This window comes from Pseudomonas sp. LBUM1646 (assembly GCF_059716165.1).
Genome location: NZ_CP166810.1, coordinates 6,645,732 through 6,666,111, shown reverse-complemented (window position 1 = coordinate 6,666,111; position 20,380 = coordinate 6,645,732). Strand labels below are relative to the sequence as shown.

18 protein-coding genes are annotated in these 20,380 nt (G+C 60.2%); 9 read left to right on the top strand and 9 right to left on the bottom strand.

Going from position 1 to position 20,380, the window contains the following annotated elements:
• Positions 1 to 11 precede the first annotated feature (11 nt).
• Together ACA071_RS30445 and ACA071_RS30440 are read right to left on the bottom strand one after the other, a co-directional pair.
• Positions 12 to 386 (bottom strand): YcfL family putative periplasmic lipoprotein, encoded by a 375-nt coding sequence (locus ACA071_RS30445; RefSeq protein WP_497642389.1) that lies wholly within the window; start codon positions 384 to 386, stop codon positions 12 to 14.
• A 12-nt stretch (positions 387 to 398) separates the two neighbouring features.
• Positions 399 to 1,796, bottom strand: coding sequence for a COG3014 family protein (locus ACA071_RS30440; protein WP_497642388.1), 1,398 nt, complete (start codon positions 1,794 to 1,796; stop codon positions 399 to 401).
• A gap of 166 nt (positions 1,797 to 1,962) precedes the next feature.
• Here ACA071_RS30440 and ACA071_RS30435 point away from each other — a divergent pair, with 166 nt between their 5' ends.
• Together ACA071_RS30435 and ACA071_RS30430 are read left to right on the top strand one after the other, a co-directional pair.
• Positions 1,963 to 3,861 (top strand): FTR1 family protein, encoded by a 1,899-nt coding sequence (locus ACA071_RS30435; RefSeq protein WP_497642387.1) that lies wholly within the window; start codon positions 1,963 to 1,965, stop codon positions 3,859 to 3,861.
• Between the two features lie 111 nt (positions 3,862 to 3,972).
• On the top strand, positions 3,973 to 4,428 hold the full coding sequence (locus ACA071_RS30430) for a YaiI/YqxD family protein (RefSeq protein WP_497642386.1): 456 nt from the start codon (positions 3,973 to 3,975) through the stop codon (positions 4,426 to 4,428).
• A 109-nt stretch (positions 4,429 to 4,537) separates the two neighbouring features.
• Here the strand turns inward: ACA071_RS30430 and elbB are convergent, their stop codons facing one another.
• Positions 4,538 to 5,206, bottom strand: coding sequence for an isoprenoid biosynthesis glyoxalase ElbB (elbB, locus tag ACA071_RS30425; RefSeq protein ID WP_497642385.1), 669 nt, complete (start codon positions 5,204 to 5,206; stop codon positions 4,538 to 4,540).
• A gap of 115 nt (positions 5,207 to 5,321) precedes the next feature.
• Between elbB and ACA071_RS30420 the strand changes: the two genes are divergently transcribed.
• On the top strand, positions 5,322 to 6,557 hold the full coding sequence (locus ACA071_RS30420) for a sterol desaturase family protein (protein ID WP_497642384.1): 1,236 nt from the start codon (positions 5,322 to 5,324) through the stop codon (positions 6,555 to 6,557).
• Here the strand turns inward: ACA071_RS30420 and ACA071_RS30415 are convergent.
• Positions 6,538 to 7,170: a DedA family protein gene (locus ACA071_RS30415; protein WP_497642383.1), complete on the bottom strand. Its 633-nt coding sequence runs from the start codon at positions 7,168 to 7,170 to the stop codon at positions 6,538 to 6,540. The two genes, ACA071_RS30420 and ACA071_RS30415, sit on opposite strands and share 20 nt — an antisense overlap.
• Before the next feature lie 208 nt (positions 7,171 to 7,378).
• Between ACA071_RS30415 and hemB the strand changes: the two genes are divergently transcribed.
• Both hemB and ppk1 read left to right on the top strand, forming a co-directional pair.
• Positions 7,379 to 8,392 (top strand): porphobilinogen synthase, encoded by a 1,014-nt coding sequence (gene hemB, locus ACA071_RS30410; protein ID WP_497642382.1) that lies wholly within the window; start codon positions 7,379 to 7,381, stop codon positions 8,390 to 8,392.
• A gap of 18 nt (positions 8,393 to 8,410) precedes the next feature.
• Positions 8,411 to 10,636, top strand: coding sequence for a polyphosphate kinase 1 (gene ppk1 / locus ACA071_RS30405; protein WP_497642381.1), 2,226 nt, complete (start codon positions 8,411 to 8,413; stop codon positions 10,634 to 10,636).
• A 103-nt stretch (positions 10,637 to 10,739) separates the two neighbouring features.
• On the opposite strand, the gene ppx is transcribed toward ppk1, so the two are convergent.
• From ppx to ACA071_RS30380, 5 genes are all read right to left on the bottom strand, one after another.
• A complete protein-coding gene (gene ppx, locus ACA071_RS30400; protein ID WP_497642380.1) occupies positions 10,740 to 12,242 on the bottom strand; it encodes an exopolyphosphatase in 1,503 nt (500 codons plus the stop codon).
• 205 nt (positions 12,243 to 12,447) lie between these two features.
• Entirely contained in the window at positions 12,448 to 13,188 is a 741-nt protein-coding gene (locus ACA071_RS30395; RefSeq protein WP_497642379.1) for an amino acid ABC transporter ATP-binding protein, read from the bottom strand.
• Positions 13,175 to 13,825: an amino acid ABC transporter permease gene (locus tag ACA071_RS30390; RefSeq protein WP_497642378.1), complete on the bottom strand. Its 651-nt coding sequence runs from the start codon at positions 13,823 to 13,825 to the stop codon at positions 13,175 to 13,177. Before ACA071_RS30390 ends, ACA071_RS30395 begins: the two co-directional genes overlap by 14 nt.
• Positions 13,822 to 14,490, bottom strand: a complete 669-nt coding sequence (locus ACA071_RS30385; protein WP_403024329.1) for an amino acid ABC transporter permease — start codon at positions 14,488 to 14,490, stop codon at positions 13,822 to 13,824. The genes ACA071_RS30390 and ACA071_RS30385 overlap by 4 nt, the downstream gene beginning before the upstream one ends.
• A 21-nt stretch (positions 14,491 to 14,511) precedes the next feature.
• Positions 14,512 to 15,297, bottom strand: coding sequence for a transporter substrate-binding domain-containing protein (locus tag ACA071_RS30380; protein WP_497642377.1), 786 nt, complete (start codon positions 15,295 to 15,297; stop codon positions 14,512 to 14,514).
• Between the two features lie 256 nt (positions 15,298 to 15,553).
• Here ACA071_RS30380 and ACA071_RS30375 point away from each other — a divergent pair, with 256 nt between their 5' ends.
• The 4 genes from ACA071_RS30375 to ACA071_RS30360 all read left to right on the top strand — a co-directional run bounded on the left by ACA071_RS30375 (position 15,554) and on the right by ACA071_RS30360 (position 20,366).
• A complete protein-coding gene (locus tag ACA071_RS30375; RefSeq protein ID WP_497642376.1) occupies positions 15,554 to 16,261 on the top strand; it encodes a FadR/GntR family transcriptional regulator in 708 nt (235 codons plus the stop codon).
• A gap of 120 nt (positions 16,262 to 16,381) precedes the next feature.
• The gene (gene trxA / locus ACA071_RS30370; RefSeq protein WP_219094974.1) at positions 16,382 to 16,711 is read left to right on the top strand and encodes a thioredoxin TrxA; all 330 of its coding nucleotides are present in this window, start codon (positions 16,382 to 16,384) and stop codon (positions 16,709 to 16,711) included.
• Between the two features lie 243 nt (positions 16,712 to 16,954).
• Complete coding sequence (gene rho / locus ACA071_RS30365) at positions 16,955 to 18,214, top strand: transcription termination factor Rho (RefSeq protein WP_007942421.1); 1,260 nt, start codon at positions 16,955 to 16,957, stop codon at positions 18,212 to 18,214.
• Positions 18,215 to 18,362: 148 nt separating this feature from the next.
• The gene (locus ACA071_RS30360) at positions 18,363 to 20,366 is read left to right on the top strand and encodes an acyltransferase family protein (protein WP_497642375.1); all 2,004 of its coding nucleotides are present in this window, start codon (positions 18,363 to 18,365) and stop codon (positions 20,364 to 20,366) included.
• Positions 20,367 to 20,380: the final 14 nt, after the last annotated feature.

The following is a 20,380-nucleotide window of genomic DNA, read 5'->3' as shown; positions in this document are numbered from 1 at the left end:
GTGCGGACGGTTCACGGCGTATTGATCTCCAGGCGGAAGTCCACGGCTTGTGGCACGGGGGCGATGGCGGGCAGGAAACTGGTCTGCCCGGCGTACAGGGTCAGGCTTTTCCAAGAGTCAGCTTCAGCGACCGGGAACCCTTCCGGCCCCATCCACAGATAGCGGTAGTAGAGCGTTCGGTTGTCGGTATCGGTGTTGCTCAACTGGGTGTTAATCGTGAGGAAGCCGTTTTCTCTGGCCATGCGCATCGGGCCGATGGCCACGTGCTCGATCGGCCCGGTGGCCATGACTTTGCTGGCCGCGCTGCCGGGTTGCGGGGGCGGTGGTGGGGTGGCGCAACCGGCCAACAGGGCCAGGGCGACAACGGCAAAGCATTTCAATCCCATGAAAATCTCCGTTCAGGGTTGGGCAGGGCTGGCGCCAGCCTGTGGTGCGGGCTTGGGGTCTTGGCGCATGGCGACGTCGGCGGCGTAAATCCGGTTACCCACGGCGCGCAAACTGAAGGCTTGATGGTTCTTATCAATCTCGAATTTGATCGGAGGGTATTGCGGCGCAGTCGGCAGCGTCAATTGATGCAGGCCTTTGTTCAGCCGTATCCGGGCGATAAAAGTCTTGTCGGGTAAGGTGCGCCAGACCCGCGTGTCGGCGTCCTCCTGCTGGTTTTGCCGCAGCATTTCCTCCTCCAGTTTCTCGGGGCTGCGTCTTTTCAGGAACGCCAGGTATTGGGCATTGTTCTGGGCGCGATGGAGGGTACGTTGAATAATCCCCGGCATGTCATCACGCAACGTACGACGCGACATGTCGCCGAAGCTGTTGAGCAGGGTCAGCATCTGTTTTTTGTTGTCGACGGTGATGAAGTCCAGAGGCGGCGTAGAGGTGTCGGGGACGACGGCCGGAAACGACATATTAGTGACAAAGGTCTGGCCTTCAGCCTCGACCGAAATCGGCACGCGCACCGACCTGAGCGCCGGCGCCAGACCGGTTTGCACAATCAACAGGACATCGGCCTCACCGGCCTTGAGCGGGGATTTCGCCAGGTTGCGCAAGGCCTGCTCCAGCGCCGGTGTATTGGGGCGCAGTTCAATCGCCTGGCGATAACCGGGCGCGGCGAGGTCTTTCTCGTCCAGGGATTCATAGATGAAGCCAGCCAGGTAATGACTGAACGCGCTCTGGTAGCTGTTTTTCAGCGCGACCACTTCGGGGGCGTCGAGGGTCGCCACGGGGTAGCCCTGAAGGTCCTTGTATTTGAGCGTGACTCCCTGATCTTTCGCCTGGTTTTCCAGGGCCAGGTATTCCTTGTCCCGCTTGTCGGCAATGATCGCCTCGCGCTCGTGGGTTTTCTTGATCGCGACGCGAGCCTTTTCCTTGTCATCGGCGGAGAGGAGCATCAGGGCCATTTGCGTCGTCAGCGCGACCTTCTCGAAGTCATGACCATCGTATAGGCGCACTTTGTCGTTGGCACCGTAGCTGTTGAAATCGGTGAAGCCTTTGAACGAGTCGAAATAAGGCGAGTTTGCCCACCCTTCGATCAAGCGGTCGGCGTAGTCCCAGTTGGCGTAACTGCCACTCAGGTCGCCGTTCATGCGCAACAATTCACCCCGCTCAAAGTTATAGAGGAGATCGCCCGGGGCAATGGGATTGTTTCGGTCGAGCACGGCAACAGCGTTTTCGATGTAGCCGTCCCTGAAATAGTAGAGCGTCTCGTCGAGCTCCGCGTTGTAGTCACGGAATGAGGTGCAACCGCTCAGTAGCAGACTCGCACTGAGGGCAAACAAGAAGCGCAGGCGGGTGGCCATTTGCTGTGTGTCTTCCTTGAAAATAAGCCGCCAAGAGGCGGCAAATTATAGACTTGAATGATGGCACTTTGTTCCTGTGCGTCAGCGGCCGCCATAGACAAAGCTTGAGTGAAAGTCATTGGAAGTGAACAATGTGTTACTTCGTATTTCCCTTTGAGATTCATTCATGACTGCCTCCTCCCGTTTTCTGGCGTGGCTAGTGCTGCCAGTTATTGCGTTCTGCAGCTTCCATGCGGTGGCCGACACCGCCGAAGGCGCGCCCAAAGCACTGCATTTACTCGATTACATCGGCGCCGATTACCCGGCGACGGTCGAGGCCGGCAGGGTCATTGATGAGTCTGAATACCGTGAACAGCAGGAGTTTCTCGGCGTCCTGCAAGGCTTGATCACCGAACTGCCGGCCAAGCCTGAACGCGACGAGCTGGTGCAGGGTGTCAGCAGCCTGCGCAGCGCAATCGCTGCACGCAAGGATGGCGTCGACGTCGCCCGCCAGGCCCGACAGCTCGGGGCAAAACTGGCGGTGGCCTATGAAGTCAGCCAGGCCCCGGTCATTACCCCGGACCCGACTCGCGGCGCGCCACTGTATACCCAGCAATGCTCGGTGTGCCACGGCGACGCGGGGGCCGGTGACGGCCCGGCAGGCGTTGGCATGACACCGCCGCCGGCCAATCTGCGCGATGCGGCGCGACTGGATCGCCTGAGCCTCTATGCGATCTACAACACCTTGGGCCAAGGCGTCGAAGGCACTGACATGCCGTCCTTCGCCGATCAACTGGATGACCGTCAGCGCTGGGACCTGGCGACCTATATCGCTGGCTTCAGCGCCGATCCGGCCGCAGCGAAATCCGAAAAGACCTACAACATCGCCGACCTGGCGCGTCAGACGCCGGCCGAAGTGCTGGCCGCCGAAGGCCCGCAAGCCGTGTCGACCTTCCGTGCGCAACGAGCGCAACCGCCGCAGGTCAAGCGTGGCCCGGCGCAATTGCTCGACTACACCGCAGCGACCCTGGACAAGAGCATCGCCGCCTACCGTACCGGCGAGCACGATCAGGCCTACGACCTGTCGGTGGCGGCGTACCTGGAAGGCTTTGAGCTGGTCGAAAGCTCCTTGGACAACGTCGACGCCAACGTGCGCAAAGACACTGAAAAGTCCCTGATGGCGTATCGTCAGTCGTTGCAGGACGGCTTGCCGGTGGCTCAGGTTGAACAGCGTCTGGCTGCAGCCAAGGCCAAGTTGAAGGAATCCGCCGGTCTACTGGGCAACGATGGCCTGAGCTGGTCGTTGAGCTACATCTCCGGCCTGTTGATTCTGCTGCGCGAAGGCCTGGAAGCGATTCTGGTACTGGCGGCGATTCTCGCGTTCCTGCGCAACACTGGCCAGCAATCGGCGGTGCGCAGTGTCAACGTCGGTTGGGGTTTGGCGCTGTTGGCCGGTTTGGCGACCTGGGCGCTGGCGGCGTACGTGATCGATGTCAGCGGTGCCCAGCGTGAACTGCTGGAAGGCTGCACGGCGCTGTTTGCCAGTGTCATGGTGCTGTGGCTCGGCGTGTGGATGCACGACCGTCGCCACGCGGCGGCTTGGCAGGATTACATCAAGAGCAGCCTGGTGGGCGGCGGTGGGCGTTTCGGTTTTGCGATCCTGGCGTTCTTCTCGGTGTATCGCGAACTGTTCGAGGTGATCCTGTTCTACGAAACCCTGTGGTTGCAGGCCGGTCCTGCCGGGCATAACGCGGTATTGGCCGGCGGTGCCACGGCGTTGGTGTTGTTGGTCGGCCTGGCCTGGGTGATCCTGCGCGGTTCGGCGAAACTGCCGCTGGCGTTGTTCTTCGGCATTAATGCCGGGCTACTGTGCGCGTTGTCGGTAGTGTTTGCCGGTCACGGCGTGAAGGCGTTGCAGGAAGCCGGGATCTTCGGCACCCGGCCGGTACCGTTCTTTGACTTCGACTGGCTGGGGATCCACGCTGATCTGTATTCGTTGAGTGCGCAGGCGGTGGCGATTATTGCAATTGTTGTGCTGTATAGCCGTAGTCGCATGGCCGAGAAGCGGCGGGTGCAAGTCTCCTGACCGAGTGATCCTTTAAAAGATCGCAGCCTTTGTCAGCTCCTACGGGTGTACGTTGATCCCATGTAGGAGCTGGCGAAGCCTGCGATCTTTTGCTTTTAAGAGGTTAATAAAATGCGTGTGTGGATCGATGCCGACGCCTGCCCACGGGCGGCCAAGGATCTGGTGGTGAAATTCGCCCTCAAGCGCCAGTTCGAAGTGGTCATGGTGGCCGGCCAGCCGCAGATCAAGCCAGGCCTGGCGCTGGTGAAGCTGATTGTGGTGCCCAGCGGCCCGGACGCGGCCGACGATTACCTGGTGGAGCACGCGGTACCCGGTGAACTGGTGATTTGCAGTGATGTACCGTTGGCTGACCGCTTGGTAAAGAAGGGCGTTTCGGCGCTGGACCCGCGAGGCAAAGAGTTCGACGCGCAGAACATGGGCGACAGGCTGGCGGTGCGTAACCTGTTCACCGACCTGCGTGAACAGGGCCAGATGAGCGGTGGCCCTGCACCGTTTGGCGAGCGGGAGAAACAGGCGTTTGCCAATGCGCTGGACCGGATTCTGACCCGCTTGACCCGTTCGCAATGATCGTTCCCACGCTCCGCGTGGGAATGCCTCACCGGACGCTCCGCGTCCGCTTTGGGACGCAGAGCGTCCCTGGCTGCATTCCCACGCGGAGCGTGGGAACGATCAGGTGTCAGGCGTCGTTTTCATGGGTCAGTTCGAGCACGCGGTCCACAAGCTTATTGATGCCGGACGCCGCCTCGCTGATCGACTGCGCCAGCATATACGCCGGTGTACTCACCAACTTGCGCGCCTTGTCCTCGACAATATCGCCCACGGCGCAATCGGCGTGGGTAGCGCCCATCTTGTTCATCGCCGCCGCCGTCTCGGCATCGTTACCGATGGTACAGGTCACGCCCGGGCCGTAGATCTTCGCCGCCAGCGCGGGTGAGATGCAGATCAGCCCCACCGGTTTACCTGCTTCGGCAAAGGCTTCGGCCAACGCGAGCACTTCTGGTTGCACCGTGCAGCCAGCGCCTTCGACGGCAAAATTGGAGAGGTTCTTCGCCGCGCCGAAACCGCCTGGCACGATCAGCGCATCGAAGTCTTCGACGCTGGCCTCGCGCAGGTCCTTGATATTGCCGCGGGCGATGCGCGCCGATTCCACCAGCACGTTGCGCGACTCGGGCATCTCTTCGCCGGTCAGGTGATTGATCACATGCAGCTGCGCGATGTTCGGCGCAAAGCACTGCACCTGAGCGCCGCGCTGGTCCAGGCGCAGCAGGGTGATCACGCTTTCGTGGATTTCGGCGCCGTCGTACACGCCACAGCCGGAAAGGATCACTGCAATTTTTTTGCTCATGGGCTTTTCTCCAGATTCATGGCGTTAAATGTCCACTAATTTGTCGCTCGTTGCCATAGGGTTAATTCGTGGCGACGCCTAGGATCAGTCATCACGATTCCGTCCAGGGCGCGTCATGAATTTCATTCTGTATGCGGTGCCGTTTTTCTTTGTGCTGATAGCCGTCGAACTGTTGGCCGACCGTTGGCGCGGGGTCAGCAATTATCGGCTGGCCGACGCGATCAACAGCATCAGCACCGGCGTGTTGTCGACCACCACCGGCCTGTTGACCAAGGGCGTGGGGCTGCTGACGTATGCGTTTGCCCTTGAGCATCTGGCGCTGTTCAAGCTCTCGGGCGACAGCATTTGGGTCTGGGTGTTTGCCTTCGTTCTCTACGACTTCTGCTATTACTGGCTGCACCGCATGGGCCATGAACGCAACATCCTGTGGGCCGCGCATTCGGTGCATCACCAGAGTGAGGACTACAACCTCTCCACCGCGTTGCGCCAGACCAGCACCGGCTTCCTGCTGAGCTGGATCTTCTATCTGCCCATGGCCGTGCTCGGCGTGCCGCTGCTGGTGTTTGTCAGCGTCGCGGCGCTGAATCTGCTGTATCAATTCTGGGTGCACACCCGGCACATTCCCAAGCTCGGCTGGTTCGAGTGGTTCTTCGTCACGCCATCCAACCATCGGGCCCACCATGCACAGAACGCTCTCTACATGGATCGCAACTACGGCGGGGTGTTCATTATTTGGGACCGTCTATTTGGCTCGTTCCAGGAAGAAGACGACAACGAACCGGTGATTTTCGGCGTGACCACGCCGTTGGCGAGCTGGAATCCGCTGTGGGCCAACGTGCAGTTTTACGCGCAATTGTGGGATGACGCGAAGCGGGCGCAGAGCAAGTGGGACAAGCTGCGAATCTGGTTCATGCGCACCGGTTGGCGCCCGGCGGACGTGGCGGCCAAGTACCCGATGAACAAGCCCGACCTGAGTCAGTTCTGCAAATTCGAGGTGCCGCTGGGCGGGCGTCAGCAGTTGTATGTGGCGTTGCAGTTCGGCGTTTACATCGCCTTGGGCAGCTATTTGATGAGCCTGGAACAGAGCCTGCCGACCGCCGCGCTGGTACTCGGCTGGAGTGCGGTGGCGCTGGGTTTGTTTACGTTGGGCGTGGCCCTGGAGAATCGCCCGTGGGCGTGGAAGCTGGAGTGGGTGCGACTGGTGTCGAACTTGCCGCTGGTATGGCTGGCGCCGCTGGTCGGGCTGTGGCCGGCCAGCGCGGTGGGCTGGGTCGGGCTGCTCAGTTACAGCCTGCTCAGTGGAATCGGTCTCTACTGTTGCAGAAACCGCTTCACTCGACTGGCGTCTTAGGCTCGCTGATCCGGGCTTGTTCGGCTTTCAGGGCTTGCTCGTCGGCATAGATCTTCTTCGCCAGGCGAGCGTTCTTGAAGCGCCGGCGCAGCCACAGGCCCAGGCCCAGCACGAGCAGCGCACCGAGCACCCACAGCTCGTACTTCTTGACGCTGCCGAGCATGCCTTCGAGCACCGCGCCGAAGTGATAGGCCGCCGCCGCCAGGGCGCTGGCCCAGATCGCGGCACCAATCCCGTTCAGCAGCAGATAACGTCCCGGCGGATAGCCCGACAGGCCGATCGCCACCGGCATCACCGTGCGCAGGCCATAGACAAAGCGGAAGCTCAGGACCCAGATGTCCGGGTGCTTGCGGATATGTTCCAGCGCCCGATCACCCATCATTTGCCAGCGCGGTTTGCGCGCGAGCAATTTGCGGCCGTGCTTGCGCCCCAGGAAGTACCACAGCTGATCACCGGCATAACTGCCGAAGAACGCCACGACGACGACCAGATTGATGTCCATGTATCCGCGAAACGCGAGGAAGCCCGCGAGCACCAGGATGGTTTCGCCTTCGAAGAACGTGCCGAGAAAAAGGGCAAAGTAGCCGAAGTCATGCAGGAATTGTTGGAGCATTGTCTGGGTGCTGGCGAAATGAACGCGCAGCCTAACCCTTCGTGCACATTCATGAAAGTGTCCAAATGTGTCTCGACGTGAACAATTCCTACAAGGACAATGGAATACGGCTACGTGTCATAGGGCTAAGCACAACTGTCATCTGTTCGTCATAATGGCCGCTTATAACTGTCACGCTCGCCTGCCAGCGCGGGCTCAGGAGTCTGCCGTGAGCTTTACCCCCGCCAATCGTTTGTTTCCTGCAACCCGCCTGCGTCGCAACCGTCGTGATGATTTTTCGCGTCGACTGGTCCGTGAAAACGTTTTGACCGTCGACGACCTGATCCTGCCGGTGTTCGTGCTGGACGGTGAAAACCGTCGCGAAGCGGTGTCGTCGATGCCGGGCGTGGAACGCCTGACTATCGATCTGTTGCTGGAGGAAGCAGCGAAGTGGGTCGAGCTGGGAATTCCGGCAGTGGCACTGTTCCCGGTTACGCCGCCAGAGCTCAAGTCGCTGGACGCCGCCGAAGCCTGGAACCCGAACGGCATCGCCCAGCGCGCCACCCGGGCGTTGCGTGATCGCTTTCCGGAACTGGGTGTGATCACCGACGTCGCCCTGGACCCGTTCACCACCCACGGCCAGGACGGTATCCTCGACGAAGAAGGCTACGTGCAAAACGACATTACCGTCGATGCACTGGTCAAGCAGGCCTTGTCCCACGCCGATGCCGGCGCCCAGGTGGTGGCCCCGTCGGACATGATGGACGGCCGCATCCAGGCGATCCGCGAAGCCCTTGAGCTGGCCGATCACGTGAATGTGCGGATCATGGCCTACTCGGCCAAGTACGCCAGCGCCTATTACGGCCCGTTCCGCGATGCGGTCGGGTCGGCGCTGAACCTGGGCAAGGCCAACAAGGCTTCCTATCAGATGGACCCGGCCAACGGCAACGAAGCCCTGCACGAAGTGGCGGCGGACTTGTCAGAAGGCGCAGACATGGTCATGGTCAAGCCAGGCATGCCCTATCTGGACATCCTTTACCGGGTCAAAGAAGAATTCAAAGTGCCGACGTTTGTCTACCAAGTCAGCGGCGAATACGCCATGCACATGGCGGCGATCCAGAATGGCTGGTTGAGCGAAGGGGTTATTCTCGAATCCCTGACCGCTTTTAAACGTGCAGGCGCAGATGGCATCCTGACTTACTTTGCCGTGCGCGCCGCCCAATTGTTACGAGAGCAAAAATAGCCCTCCCAGGAACATTTCATGAATACCGAAGGACTCACTGAAGTTGCCGTAAAAGAGGCTCAGCCCGTGGTGGAGCAAATCGACGAAACTCCGCCGGATGTGGAGCCAGCTCCCGCCGCAGTGGTGACCGAACCCGCTATCGCGGCGCCGGCGGCGATTGCCATTCCCGGCCTGGATGACAGCAGCCTGTACATCCATCGCGAGCTCTCGCAACTGCAGTTCAACATTCGCGTGCTGGAACAGGCGCTGGATGAGTCCTATCCGTTGCTGGAGCGGCTGAAATTCCTGCTGATCTTCTCCAGTAACCTGGACGAGTTCTTCGAGATTCGCGTGGCCGGGCTGAAGAAGCAGATCACCTTCGCCCGTGAACAGGCCGGCGCCGATGGCCTGCAACCGCATCAGGCCCTGGCCCGGATCAGCGAACTGGTGCACGGTCACGTTGATCGCCAGTACGCGATCCTCAATGACATTCTGTTGCCGGAACTGGAAAAACATCAGGTCCGCTTCATCCGCCGGCGTCACTGGACCACCAAGATCAAAACCTGGGTGCGCCGTTATTTCCGCGACGAGATCGCGCCGATCATCACCCCGATCGGCCTCGACCCGACGCATCCGTTCCCGTTGCTGGTGAACAAGAGCCTGAACTTCATCGTCGAGCTCGAAGGTATCGACGCCTTCGGTCGCGATTCCGGCCTGGCGATTATCCCGGCGCCACGTTTGCTGCCGCGCGTCATCAAGTTGCCGGAAGAAGTGGGCGGCGCTGGCGACAACTACGTGTTCCTGTCGTCGATGATCCACGCGCACGCCGATGACCTGTTCCAGGGCATGAAGGTCAAGGGCTGCTACCAGTTCCGCCTGACCCGAAACGCCGACCTCGCGGTCGATACCGAAGATGTAGAAGACCTGGCCCGCGCCTTGCGCGGCGAGTTGTTCTCGCGTCGCTACGGTGACGCGGTGCGTCTTGAAGTCGCCGACACGTGCCCGAAACACCTGTCCGACTACTTGCTCAAGCAGTTCAACCTGCACGAGACCGAGCTGTATCAGGTCAACGGTCCGGTCAACCTGACCCGCCTGTTCAGCATCACCGGCCTGGACAGTCAGCGAGCGCTGCAATACACGCCGTTCACCCCGCAGATCCCGAAACTGCTGCAGAACAGCGAGAACATCTTCAGCGTGATCAGCAAGCAGGACATTCTGCTGCTGCACCCGTTCGAGTCGTTCACGCCGGTGGTCGACCTGCTGCGCCAGGCTGCCAAGGACCCGCATGTATTGGCGGTCCGTCAGACCCTGTACCGTTCCGGCGCCAACTCGGAAATCGTTGATGCACTGGTCGACGCGGCGCGTAACGGCAAGGAAGTCACCGCGGTGATCGAATTGCGTGCGCGGTTCGACGAAGAGTCCAACCTGCAACTGGCCAGCCGCCTGCAAGCGGCCGGTGCGGTGGTGATTTACGGCGTGGTCGGCTTCAAGACCCACGCCAAAATGATGCTGATTCTGCGTCGCGAGGCTGGCGAGATCGTCCGTTACGCGCACTTGGGCACCGGTAACTACCACGCGGCCAACGCCCGTCTGTACACCGACTACAGCTTGCTGACTTCCGACGACGCCTTGTGCGAAGACGTCGGCAAACTGTTCAGCCAGTTGATCGGCATGGGCAAGACCCTGCGCATGAAGAAGCTGCTGCACGCGCCGTTCACGCTGAAGAAGGGCATGCTCGACATGATTGCCCGGGAGACGCAATTCGCCCTCGACGGCAAACCGGCGCACATCATCGCCAAGTTCAACTCGCTGACCGATCCGAAGATCATCCGCGCGTTGTACAAGGCCAGTCAGTCGGGTGTGCGTATCGATCTGGTGGTGCGCGGCATGTGCTGCCTGCGTCCGGGCATCGCTGGGGTTTCGCACAACATCCACGTGCGTTCGATCATCGGCCGCTTCCTGGAACACACCCGGGTCTTCTACTTCCTCAATGGCGGTGAAGAGCAGATGTTCCTTTCCAGCGCCGACTGGATGGAGCGCAACCTCGACAAGCGCGTCGAGACTTGCTTCCCGGTGGAAGGCAAGAAGCTGATCATGCGGGTCAAGAAAGAGCTGGAGCTTTATCTGACCGATAACACCCACAGCTGGAGCTTGCAGTCGGACGGTCGCTACATCCGCAACACACCGACCGGCAACCAGAACCCGCGCAGTGCCCAGGCGACGTTGCTGGAGCGGTTGGGGAGTCCGATTCTGGCCGTGCGTTAACTTTCAGGTGGCATAAAAAATGGCGATCCCTCGGGGTCGCCATTTTTGTTTCCACTGTGAAAACCGTCCCCTGTAGGAGCTGCCATCAGATTCCGTGGTTCTTTCAGCGAACGTTCAGCACAAACCCAACCCGGGTCAGCCAATCCGCTTCAAGGGCAAAGTCAGCCTGGGTCAGCTGGTTTTCGTCCAGCCAGTTTTCCGGGAACAACACATCAAGGCTGTCGCCATTGGCGCGCAGCACGACCTGGGGCATTTCCTGGGTGCCGCGGATGTGGTGGAACAGGATCGCAAAGCGCAGCAGCACGCATAGGCGAATCAGCTTGCTGCCATCACTGCCGAAATCGGCAAACTTGTCCTTGGGGATATTGCGGCGGTGACCGCGCACCAGCAGGGCGAGCATTTGCTGGTCTTCGCGGGAGAACCCGGCCAGGTCCGAGTGTTCGATCAGGTAGGCGCCGTGCTTGTGGTAGTGATAGTGGGCGATGTCCAGGCCCACCTCATGGACCTTGGCAGCCCAGCCCAGCAACTCGCGCCAGACGCCGTCGTCCAGGTCCCAGTCCTCGGCCACTTGATCGAAAGCATGCAGGGCTTTGCGTTCAACCCGCGCCGCTTGTTCCAGATCGACGTGATAACGCTCCATCAGCGAGCTGAGGGTGCGCTCACGGACGTCTTCGTGGTGATGACGACCCAACAGGTCGTAGAGCACGCCTTCACGCAGGGCGCCATCACAGTGGTCCATGCGTTGCAGTTCGAGAGCGTCGAAGATCGCTTCGAGAATCGCCAGGCCAGCCGGGAAGATCGCCCGGCGGTCAGGCTTGATGCCTTCGAAGTCGATTTTTTCGGCATCGCCCAGCTTGAACAGTTTGCGCTTGAGCCAGGCCAGGCCTTCGGCATTCACTTCGCCGGTGCCATGGCCGCCGGCCTTCAGCGCCAGGCCGATGGCACGGATGGTGCCCGAGGAGCCGATGGCTTCATCCCAGGTCAGGCGGTGCAGAGCGTGTTCGATGCTCATGATCTCCAACCGTGCCGCGGTGTACGCCTGGGCGTAACGGGCCGGGGTGACCTTGCCATCCTTGAAATAGCGCTGGGTGTAGCTGACGCAGCCCATTTGCAGGCTTTCGCGCAGCAACGGCTCGAAGCGCTGGCCGATGATGAATTCGGTACTGCCGCCGCCGATGTCGGCCACCAGGCGCTTGCCCGGGGTGTCGGCGAGGGTGTGAGAGACACCGAGGTAGATCAGGCGCGCTTCTTCACGGCCGGAGATGACTTCGACCGGGTGGCCGAGGATTTCTTCGGCGCGGCGGATGAATTCAACACGGTTGCGCGCTTCACGCAGGGCGTTGGTGCCGACGATTCGCACGGCGCCGGGCGGCATACCGTTGATCAGTTGGGCAAAGCGCTTGAGGCAGTCGAGCCCGCGCTGCATGGATTCTTCGTTGAGCTGACGCTCATCGTCGATGCCGGCGGCCAGTTGGACCTTTTCGCCGAGGCGCTCAAGAATACGGATTTCGCCGTTCTGGGCCTTGGCCACGACCATGTGAAAGCTGTTGGAGCCCAGGTCGATTGCGGCGATCAGGGACAGATTCTTGGCTTGGGATTGCGGCATGGTCAGGGGGTCTCGGTCGATAACCTCGACATCGTGCCACGATCAAACGCTGGCGCCAACGCGTACGGCGCAAAGCCTTGATCCAGAGCACCCGAGCCCGATCGTTCCCACGCTCTGCGTGGGGATGCCTCAAGGGACGCTCTGCGTTCCAATGGGACGCGGAGCGTCCCGGGCTGCATTCCCACTCGGAGCGTGGGAACGATCGTTAGCCCGCAGCCGCTTCCACGGTGCCGATAAAGTTCGCCAACTCCACCGTCTGCGGATTGGCGAACAAAACCTTTGGATCCCCCACTTCATGCACCTTGCCCTGATGCATGAACACCAACTTATCCCCCACCTCCCGGGCGAAGCGCATTTCGTGGGTGACCATGATCAGCGTCATGCCCTCCTTGGCCAATTGCCGGACCACGCTCAGCACTTCGTTGACCAGTTCCGGGTCCAGCGCCGAGGTGATTTCGTCGCACAGCAACACCTTGGGCGACATCGCCAGGGCCCGGGCAATCGCCACGCGCTGTTGCTGGCCGCCGGACAGTCGATCCGGAAAGGCATCGAACTTTTCCCCGAGCCCGACCCGTTCCAGCATCTCTTTTGCCAGTTCTTTAGCTCTAGCCTTAGGCACTTTCTGCACCACTTGTGGCGCGAGCATCACGTTTTCGCCCACGGTCAGGTGCGGAAACAGGTTGAACTGCTGGAACACCATCCCGACTTTCTGCCGCAAGCTGCGCAGGTCGGCGCGGGCGGCGTCGAGGTATTCGCCGTCGACTTCGATCACGCCGTCGTTGATCGACTCCAGACCGTTCAAGGTGCGCAGCAAGGTGGATTTGCCCGAGCCGCTGCGGCCGATGATCGCCACCACCTGGCCTTCCTCGACACTCAGGTCGATGCCTTTGAGTACATGGTGGTCGCCGTAATATTTATGCAGGGCCGAAATTCTAAGCAGAGGCATGCAGTCTCCTTTCCAGGTAGCGCGCACTGAGGGACAAGGGATAACAGAGCAAAAAGTAACCAAGGGCGACGAGGCCGTAGACCATGAACGGTTCGAATGTGGCGTTGGCCAACATGCCGCCGGTCTTGGTCAGTTCGGTGAAGCCGATGATCGAGGTGACAGCGGTGCCTTTGACCACTTGCACCGAGAAGCCCACGGTCGGTGCCACGGCGATGCGCAGGGCTTGCGGCAGGATCACGTAGCGCAATTGCTCCAGCGGGTTGAGCGCCAGGCTCGACGAGGCTTCCCACTGGCCGTTGGGGATCGAGTCGACGCAACCGCGCCAGATCTCCGCGAGATAAGCACTGGTGAACAGCGTCAACGCCACGGCCGCCGCCATCCACGGTGAGATCTCCACCCCGGCCAACGCCACGCCGAAGAACACCAGAAACAATTGCATCAGCAGCGGCGTGCCCTGAAACAGTTCGATGTAGGTGCGGGCGAAGCTGCGGGGAAAGGTCTTTTTCGAGATGCTCATGACCATGATCAGCAACCCGATTACGCCACCGCCGATAAACGCCACCAGCGACAGCGCCAAGGTCCATTGCAGGCCGGTGAGCAGGTTGCGCACAACGTCCCAGAAGGTGAAATCGCTCATTGGCTGCTCCTTGAGATGTAGCGCCGACCAATCCAGTTCAGCAGTTGGCGGATCAGCAGCGCCATGCACAGGTAGATCAGCGTGGTCAGGGCGTAGGTTTCAAAGGCACGGAAGTTGCGCGACTGAATGAAGTTGGCGGCGAAGCTCAATTCTTCAGTGGCGATCTGCGAGCAGACCGCCGAGCCGAGCATGACGATGATGATCTGGCTGCTCAGCGCCGGCCAGACCTTGCCCAGCGCCGGTAGCAGGACCACGTGGCGAAAGGCCTCGAAGCGGCTCATCGCCAACGCGGCGGCGGCTTCCAGCTGTCCCCGGGGGATCGCTTGAATGCCGGCGCGGATGATCTCGGTCGAATAAGCCCCGAGATTGATCACCATCGCCAGCACCGCCGCCTGCCATTCGGAAATCTGCACGCCCAGGGACGGCAGGCCGAAGAAGATGAAAAACAACTGCACCAGGAACGGCGTGTTGCGGATCAACTCGACATAAACACCGAAAATCGCCGAGAACGGGCGAATGTTCCACGCCCGCACCAGCGCCCCGACGATGCCCAGGCCGACCCCGAACACCGCGCCGATGGCCGTCAGTTCAAGGGTGAACAGCGCACCGCGCAGCAACAGGTCGGTGTTTTGCACCACGGGTAAAAAATCGAACTGATAAGCCATATTCAGTCTCCCGGCAGGCGATCAGAGATCGGCCGGCAGCGGCTCTTTGAGCCAGGTCTGGGAGTTCTTCTCCAGCGAACCGTCGGTCTTGGCGGTGGCGATGATCTGGTTGACCTTGTCCAGCAGCGCCGGCTCGTTCTTGTTCACACCGACGTAGACCGGCGAATCCTTGAGTTTCACTTTCAGCGCCGGAATACGTTTCGGGTTCTTCTCGCTGATCGCCACCATCACCACGTTGCCGCTGGCGATCAGGTCAACTTGACCCGCGATGTAGGCGGCGATGGTCGAGTTGTTGTCTTCGAAGCGCTTGATGGTCACGCCTTCAGGGGCGACTTTGGTCAGCTCGATGTCTTCAATGGCGCCACGGGTGACGCTGATGGTTTTGCCCTTGAGGTCGTCCAGGGTTTTGATGGCGGCGTCTGGCGGGCCGAACACGGCGAGGTAGAACGGTGCGTAGGCGCTGGAGAAGTCGATGACTTTCTCGCGCTCGGCGTTCTTGCCGAGGCTGGAAATCACCAGGTCAACCTTGCCGGTGGTCAGGAATGGAATGCGGTTGGTGCTGTTGACCGGGGTCAGTTCGAGTTTGACCTTGAGCTGGTCGGCCAGCAGCTTGGCGGTGTCGATATCGAGGCCCCGGGGTTTCATGTCCGGGCCGACCGAGCCGAACGGCGGGAAGTCCTGCGGTACGGCAACCTTGAGGGTGCCGCGCTTGACCACATCCTCCAGACCGTCGGCGTGGGCGGGTGCCTGGCTCAGCATCAGGCTGGCAAACAGGGCTGCGAGGAGGGCGCTGTAACGCTGGGTCATGGCAAATCTCCGAATCGGCGAGAAGTGATTTCTGCGGTTCGACAGAGCACGGGCCATGCCAACATCGGCTTTTGCAGGTGGCAGGCCGCGGTTTTGCTGGTTTCGATCGGTCTTACTGGTCTGAACAGTCAGGGCGCGTTTCGCACCCCGATGGCGCATCGGCTTTGAACGCCGAACCCCAGTGGGGCACGACTTGCCGGGCGCGGCGAATAGCTTTACAACTAGCCGCTCATTGGCCTGGTTCGTCTGAAAAACCATGAACTCGATCTCTCGCGCCGTACCTGAAGTGGCGCTGCAAGCTATCCGTAAACTGATTACCGAGCAGGGCTTCGGGCCGGGGGATGCCTTGCCCTCGCAGCGAGACCTGGCGGTGCAATTGGGGGTCAGCCGGGCGTCGTTGCGTGAGGCGCTGTCGTCGCTGAGTGCGCTGGGCGTGATCAGCATCCAGCCGGGCAAGGGCGTTTTCGTGCAGTCGCCGGTGGATTTGCCCCGGGGCGATGCGGCGTTGAGTTGGCCATTTGCGGCCCAGGCTTCGCCGTTGGACATCTTCCAGTTGCGCTATGCCCTGGAAGGCTTTGCCGCCGGTCTGGCCGCCGTGACCCTAAGTACTTTTGAACTCGATGCCCTGGAAGACAACGTTGCCGCTATGCGCAACGAACTAAAGGCCTGCGACTTCGATGCGGCGGCGCGACTGGACTTCGAGTTTCACCGGCGCATCCTGCTGGCCAGCGGCAATCAGGCGATGTTGAGCATTCTGACCGCCAGTGCCGACATCTTTCTGGAGAGCCAGAAGCTACCGTTCATCCGGGCCGAGCGGGCGATGGAAACCTGGCATGAGCACCGCAAAATCCTCCGTGCACTGGCGCGCCGGGCGTCCGGGGCGGCACAGAAGGCGATGCAGGAACATGTGCGTAACGCAGCCCTTCGCACCGGAATTGCCTTCGTCGCTCCCGCCACCTCGTGACTTGAGCTATACCCAAACTCAAGCGCCACCATAGCGAGACTCAATCATCTGCACCTTCCTGAACGAGGGAAGGGCGGCTATGATGGGCCACGTTTTTTTGCTTACAACCTGGAGACTTCCATGAGCAGCGATCTTATTAAACACGTCACCGACGCTAGCTTCGACGTCGACGTCCTCAAGGCCGAAGGCGCTGTACTGGTCGACTACTGGGCTGAATGGTGCGGCCCTTGCAAAATGATCGCTCCGGTTCTGGACGAAATTGCTGAGACTTACAAAGGCAAGCTGACCATTGCCAAACTGAACATCGACGAAAACCAGGAAACCCCGGCCAAGCACGGCGTGCGTGGTATCCCGACCCTGATGCTGTTCAAGAACGGCAACGTGGAAGCGACCAAGGTTGGCGCGCTGTCCAAGTCGCAACTGGCTGCATTCCTCGACGCCAACATCTAAGTCGGCGACGTTGTATAAAAAGCCCCGCATATTGCGGGGCTTTTTGCATATTCAGGGCTAGACGCTCCGAAACTCAGGTGGTACATTCGGCCCCGCACTGGTTTCTCCACTGCCCCTTGCTAGCCGTCGCCGACGCACTCCTTTTCGAATAAGTACGCGATCCTGTCGCCTTCTCTGCGGCGCGGCCTCATTAAGCCAAAAGCTTAATTTCCCCCCCTCCATAAATGATTACGTCATTCCTATATGAATCTGACTGAACTCAAGCAAAAGCCGATTACCGAACTGCTCGAATTGGCCGAACAGATGGGCATAGAAAATATGGCCCGTTCGCGCAAGCAGGACGTGATTTTCTCCCTGCTCAAAAAGCACGCGAAAAGCGGCGAGGAAATTTCCGGTGATGGCGTGCTGGAGATTCTCCAGGACGGCTTCGGCTTCCTGCGCTCCGCTGACGCTTCCTATCTCGCCGGCCCAGACGATATCTACGTCTCGCCGAGCCAGATCCGTCGCTTCAACTTGCGCACCGGTGACACCATCGTTGGCAAGATCCGCCCTCCAAAGGAAGGCGAGCGTTATTTCGCACTGCTCAAGGTCGACACGATCAACTACGATCGTCCCGAGAACGCGAAAAACAAGATTCTCTTCGAGAACCTGACCCCGCTGTTCCCGACCGTGCGCATGAAGATGGAAGCCGGCAACGGTTCCACCGAAGACTTGACCGGTCGTGTTATCGACCTGTGCGCCCCGATCGGCAAAGGCCAGCGCGGTCTGATCGTTGCACCGCCGAAAGCCGGTAAGACGATCATGCTGCAAAACATCGCCGCGAACATCGCACGTAACAACCCTGAAGTTCACCTGATCGTGCTGCTGATCGATGAACGTCCGGAAGAAGTAACCGAAATGCAGCGCACCGTGCGCGGCGAAGTGGTTGCCTCGACGTTCGACGAGCCGCCAACCCGCCACGTGCAGGTTGCTGAAATGGTGATCGAGAAGGCCAAGCGCCTGGTCGAACACAAGAAAGACGTGGTGATCCTGCTCGACTCCATCACCCGTCTGGCTCGCGCCTACAACACCGTGATCCCGAGCTCCGGCAAAGTGCTCACCGGTGGTGTTGATGCCCATGCCCTGGAGAAACCGAAACGTTTCTTCGGCGCCGCGCGGAACATCGAAGAAGGCGGCTCGCTGACCATTATTGCCACCGCGCTGGTTGAAACCGGCTCGAAAATGGACGAAGTGATCTACGAGGAATTCAAAGGCACCGGCAACATGGAACTGCCTCTGGATCGCCGCATCGCTGAAAAACGCGTCTTCCCGGCCATCAACATCAACCGTTCCGGCACCCGCCGCGAAGAGTTGCTGACCGCCGACGACGAGTTGCAGCGCATGTGGATCCTGCGCAAGCTGCTGCACCCGATGGACGAAATCGCTGCCATCGAGTTCCTGGTCGACAAGCTGAAAACGACCAAGACCAACGACGAGTTTTTCTTGTCGATGAAGCGTAAGTAAGACGGTTTTTTAACCGCTAAGAATGGCGTCCTTCGGGGCGCCATTTTTTTTTGCAAAAAAAAGGGGAGGTTTGCGACTAGGGTTGGTCAGTACAGAAACGAAATGGGTCGACGAACCCAGAACTTTAATCTGACTGGCATTTACGTTTATGAGCACTCTTGCTTATCGAAGGGATATCGACGGCTTGCGGGCAATCGCCGTGATCGTGGTTGTGTTGTTCCATTTTGGCGTTCCTGGATTTACCGGCGGCTTTGTCGGTGTCGACATCTTCTTTGTGATATCGGGTTACCTGATTACCTCGATCATCTGGAACCAGCGCCAGGCCGGGCGCTTCAGCTTTGTCGATTTCTGGGCGCGGCGTGCCCGACGGATCCTGCCTGCGCTGTTTGTGATGATTCTGGCGGTGCTGGCGGTGGGCTGGTTTCTGATGGCGCCCAAGGACTATGAAGAACTGGGGCGCTCGGTGCGCTACCAGGTGATGTTCGTCTCCAACATCCTGTTCATGCGTCAGGACGGTTACTTCGATGTGGCGTCCGATCTCAAACCGTTGCTGCACACTTGGTCGCTGGCGGTTGAGGAACAGTTCTACATTGTCTTCCCGCTACTACTGACCTTGCTGTCGAGCCGCCTCAAGCATTGGCGGCTGGCGTTGTTCGGTGTGTTGCTGCTGTCATTCGGGCTCAGCGTCTGGGCCGTGGCACATCACCCTGAAAAAGCCTTTTTCCTGCTGCCGATGCGTGCCTGGGAGCTGTTGGCCGGCGCCATGCTGGCGGTTGCGCCCAGAAGTCACTGGCGCCTCACCACGACGGGCGCGCAAATCATCAGCTTGTTCGGCTTCGGGCTGATTCTGCTGGCGGTGTTTGCCTTCGACAAAAACACGCCATTCCCCGGTGTTGCAGCGCTGTTACCGACGCTGGGCGTGGTCGCGCTGATCTGGGCCAACGGCCATCGGCAAACGTTGGTCGGTGGGCTGCTGGCCAGTCGGGTGCTGGTCGGCCTCGGCTTGATTTCCTATTCCTGGTACCTGTGGCATTGGCCGGTGTTTGTCTTCGCCAGCTATGCCAGCGTCGATGAGCCGGGGCTGGTGGATACCGCAGGGCTGATTCTGCTGACGCTGCTGCTCGGTTATCTGTCGTGGCGCTTCGTCGAGACGCCGTTCCGCGAGCGCCGATTGTTGGCAGGGCGCCGGCAGATTCTGCTCGCGGCCGGTTGTGGCGTGCTGGTGCTGGGTTTGGCCGGTCAAGCATTGCGCTGGACCGATGGCTTGCCCTCGCGCCTGTCTGATCAGGCCTTGCAGTTCGCCAAAGGCAAGGAATGGCGGTCGGAGTTGATGCGCTGCCTGGCCAACGATAAAACCCCTGACGACAAACTCTTTTGTCACTACGGAACGCCAGCGCCGACCGCATCACAGGCACTGGTCTGGGGCGACAGTCATGCCACAGCGCTGATTCCGATCTTCGATGATGGCGCGCAAAAGCATGGTGTCAGCGTGATTCTCACCAGCTCCCCGGGCTGCATTCCGGTTGAAGGGCTTGAGCATGATCAGCAATGTGCCCGGTTCAATCGTCGGGTCGAACAGGCGTTGAAGCCGCAATCGGTGGGCGATGTGGTGCTGGTCGCGCGCTGGAGCCTGTATCTCTATGGCGATGTGAAAGGTGATCTTGGGCATGTCCTGAGGGACACCCATGGCCGTTATGACCGGGCCACCGCCGAGCAACGATTGGCTGAAGGACTACAGTCGAAAGTCCGCAAGTTGCGCGATGAGGGCCATCGTGTCTGGCTGGTCAAGGAGGCGCCGCTGCAGCAATTCAGTCCGCCTTACCGTCTCAGCCGCCTGGCCATGTTGCATCGCCCGACTGATGACGTGGGGCTGGCCGTGACCGAACACTTCAAGCGCCAGGCCTTCATCAGCCAACTGTTCGCGCAAGTAGCCGCCGCCAATTCGGGCGTGACCGTGGTGGATCCGGCGCCGTTGCTGTGTGATGACGCGGGACTTTGCCGTGTCGAGCTCAACGGCCATTCGCTGTACACCGACGACAATCACCTGTCCGAGATTGGCGCACGGTTCGTGGCGCCGGTGCTTGAACCGTTGTTCAAGCGCCTGCAAGCCCAGGCCGCTCTCGGTAATGGCAACGTGAATGCGGCCAAGTAAGCAGCGATAAGCTG

Excerpts from the sequence above, each read along its gene's own strand:
- ACA071_RS30380 (WP_497642377.1), bottom strand. The coding sequence starts at position 15,297 with ATGACCCAGCGTTACAGCGCCCTCCTCGCAGCCCTGTTTGCCAGCCTG.
- ACA071_RS30390 (WP_497642378.1), bottom strand. The coding sequence starts at position 13,825 with ATGAGCGATTTCACCTTCTGGGACGTTGTGCGCAACCTGCTCACCGGC.
- ACA071_RS30435 (WP_497642387.1), top strand. The coding sequence starts at position 1,963 with ATGACTGCCTCCTCCCGTTTTCTGGCGTGGCTAGTGCTGCCAGTTATT.
- ACA071_RS30385 (WP_403024329.1), bottom strand. The coding sequence starts at position 14,490 with ATGGCTTATCAGTTCGATTTTTTACCCGTGGTGCAAAACACCGACCTG.
- ppx (WP_497642380.1), bottom strand. The coding sequence starts at position 12,242 with ATGCCGCAATCCCAAGCCAAGAATCTGTCCCTGATCGCCGCAATCGAC.
- ACA071_RS30375 (WP_497642376.1), top strand. The coding sequence starts at position 15,554 with ATGAACTCGATCTCTCGCGCCGTACCTGAAGTGGCGCTGCAAGCTATC.
- ACA071_RS30395 (WP_497642379.1), bottom strand. The coding sequence starts at position 13,188 with ATGCCTCTGCTTAGAATTTCGGCCCTGCATAAATATTACGGCGACCAC.
- ACA071_RS30415 (WP_497642383.1), bottom strand. The coding sequence starts at position 7,170 with ATGCTCCAACAATTCCTGCATGACTTCGGCTACTTTGCCCTTTTTCTC.
- ACA071_RS30430 (WP_497642386.1), top strand. The coding sequence starts at position 3,973 with ATGCGTGTGTGGATCGATGCCGACGCCTGCCCACGGGCGGCCAAGGAT.
- trxA (WP_219094974.1), top strand. The coding sequence starts at position 16,382 with ATGAGCAGCGATCTTATTAAACACGTCACCGACGCTAGCTTCGACGTC.
- ACA071_RS30360 (WP_497642375.1), top strand. The coding sequence starts at position 18,363 with ATGAGCACTCTTGCTTATCGAAGGGATATCGACGGCTTGCGGGCAATC.
- ACA071_RS30420 (WP_497642384.1), top strand. The coding sequence starts at position 5,322 with ATGAATTTCATTCTGTATGCGGTGCCGTTTTTCTTTGTGCTGATAGCC.
- ACA071_RS30445 (WP_497642389.1), bottom strand. The coding sequence starts at position 386 with ATGGGATTGAAATGCTTTGCCGTTGTCGCCCTGGCCCTGTTGGCCGGT.
- elbB (WP_497642385.1), bottom strand. The coding sequence starts at position 5,206 with ATGAGCAAAAAAATTGCAGTGATCCTTTCCGGCTGTGGCGTGTACGAC.
- rho (WP_007942421.1), top strand. The coding sequence starts at position 16,955 with ATGAATCTGACTGAACTCAAGCAAAAGCCGATTACCGAACTGCTCGAA.
- ppk1 (WP_497642381.1), top strand. The coding sequence starts at position 8,411 with ATGAATACCGAAGGACTCACTGAAGTTGCCGTAAAAGAGGCTCAGCCC.
- ACA071_RS30440 (WP_497642388.1), bottom strand. The coding sequence starts at position 1,796 with ATGGCCACCCGCCTGCGCTTCTTGTTTGCCCTCAGTGCGAGTCTGCTA.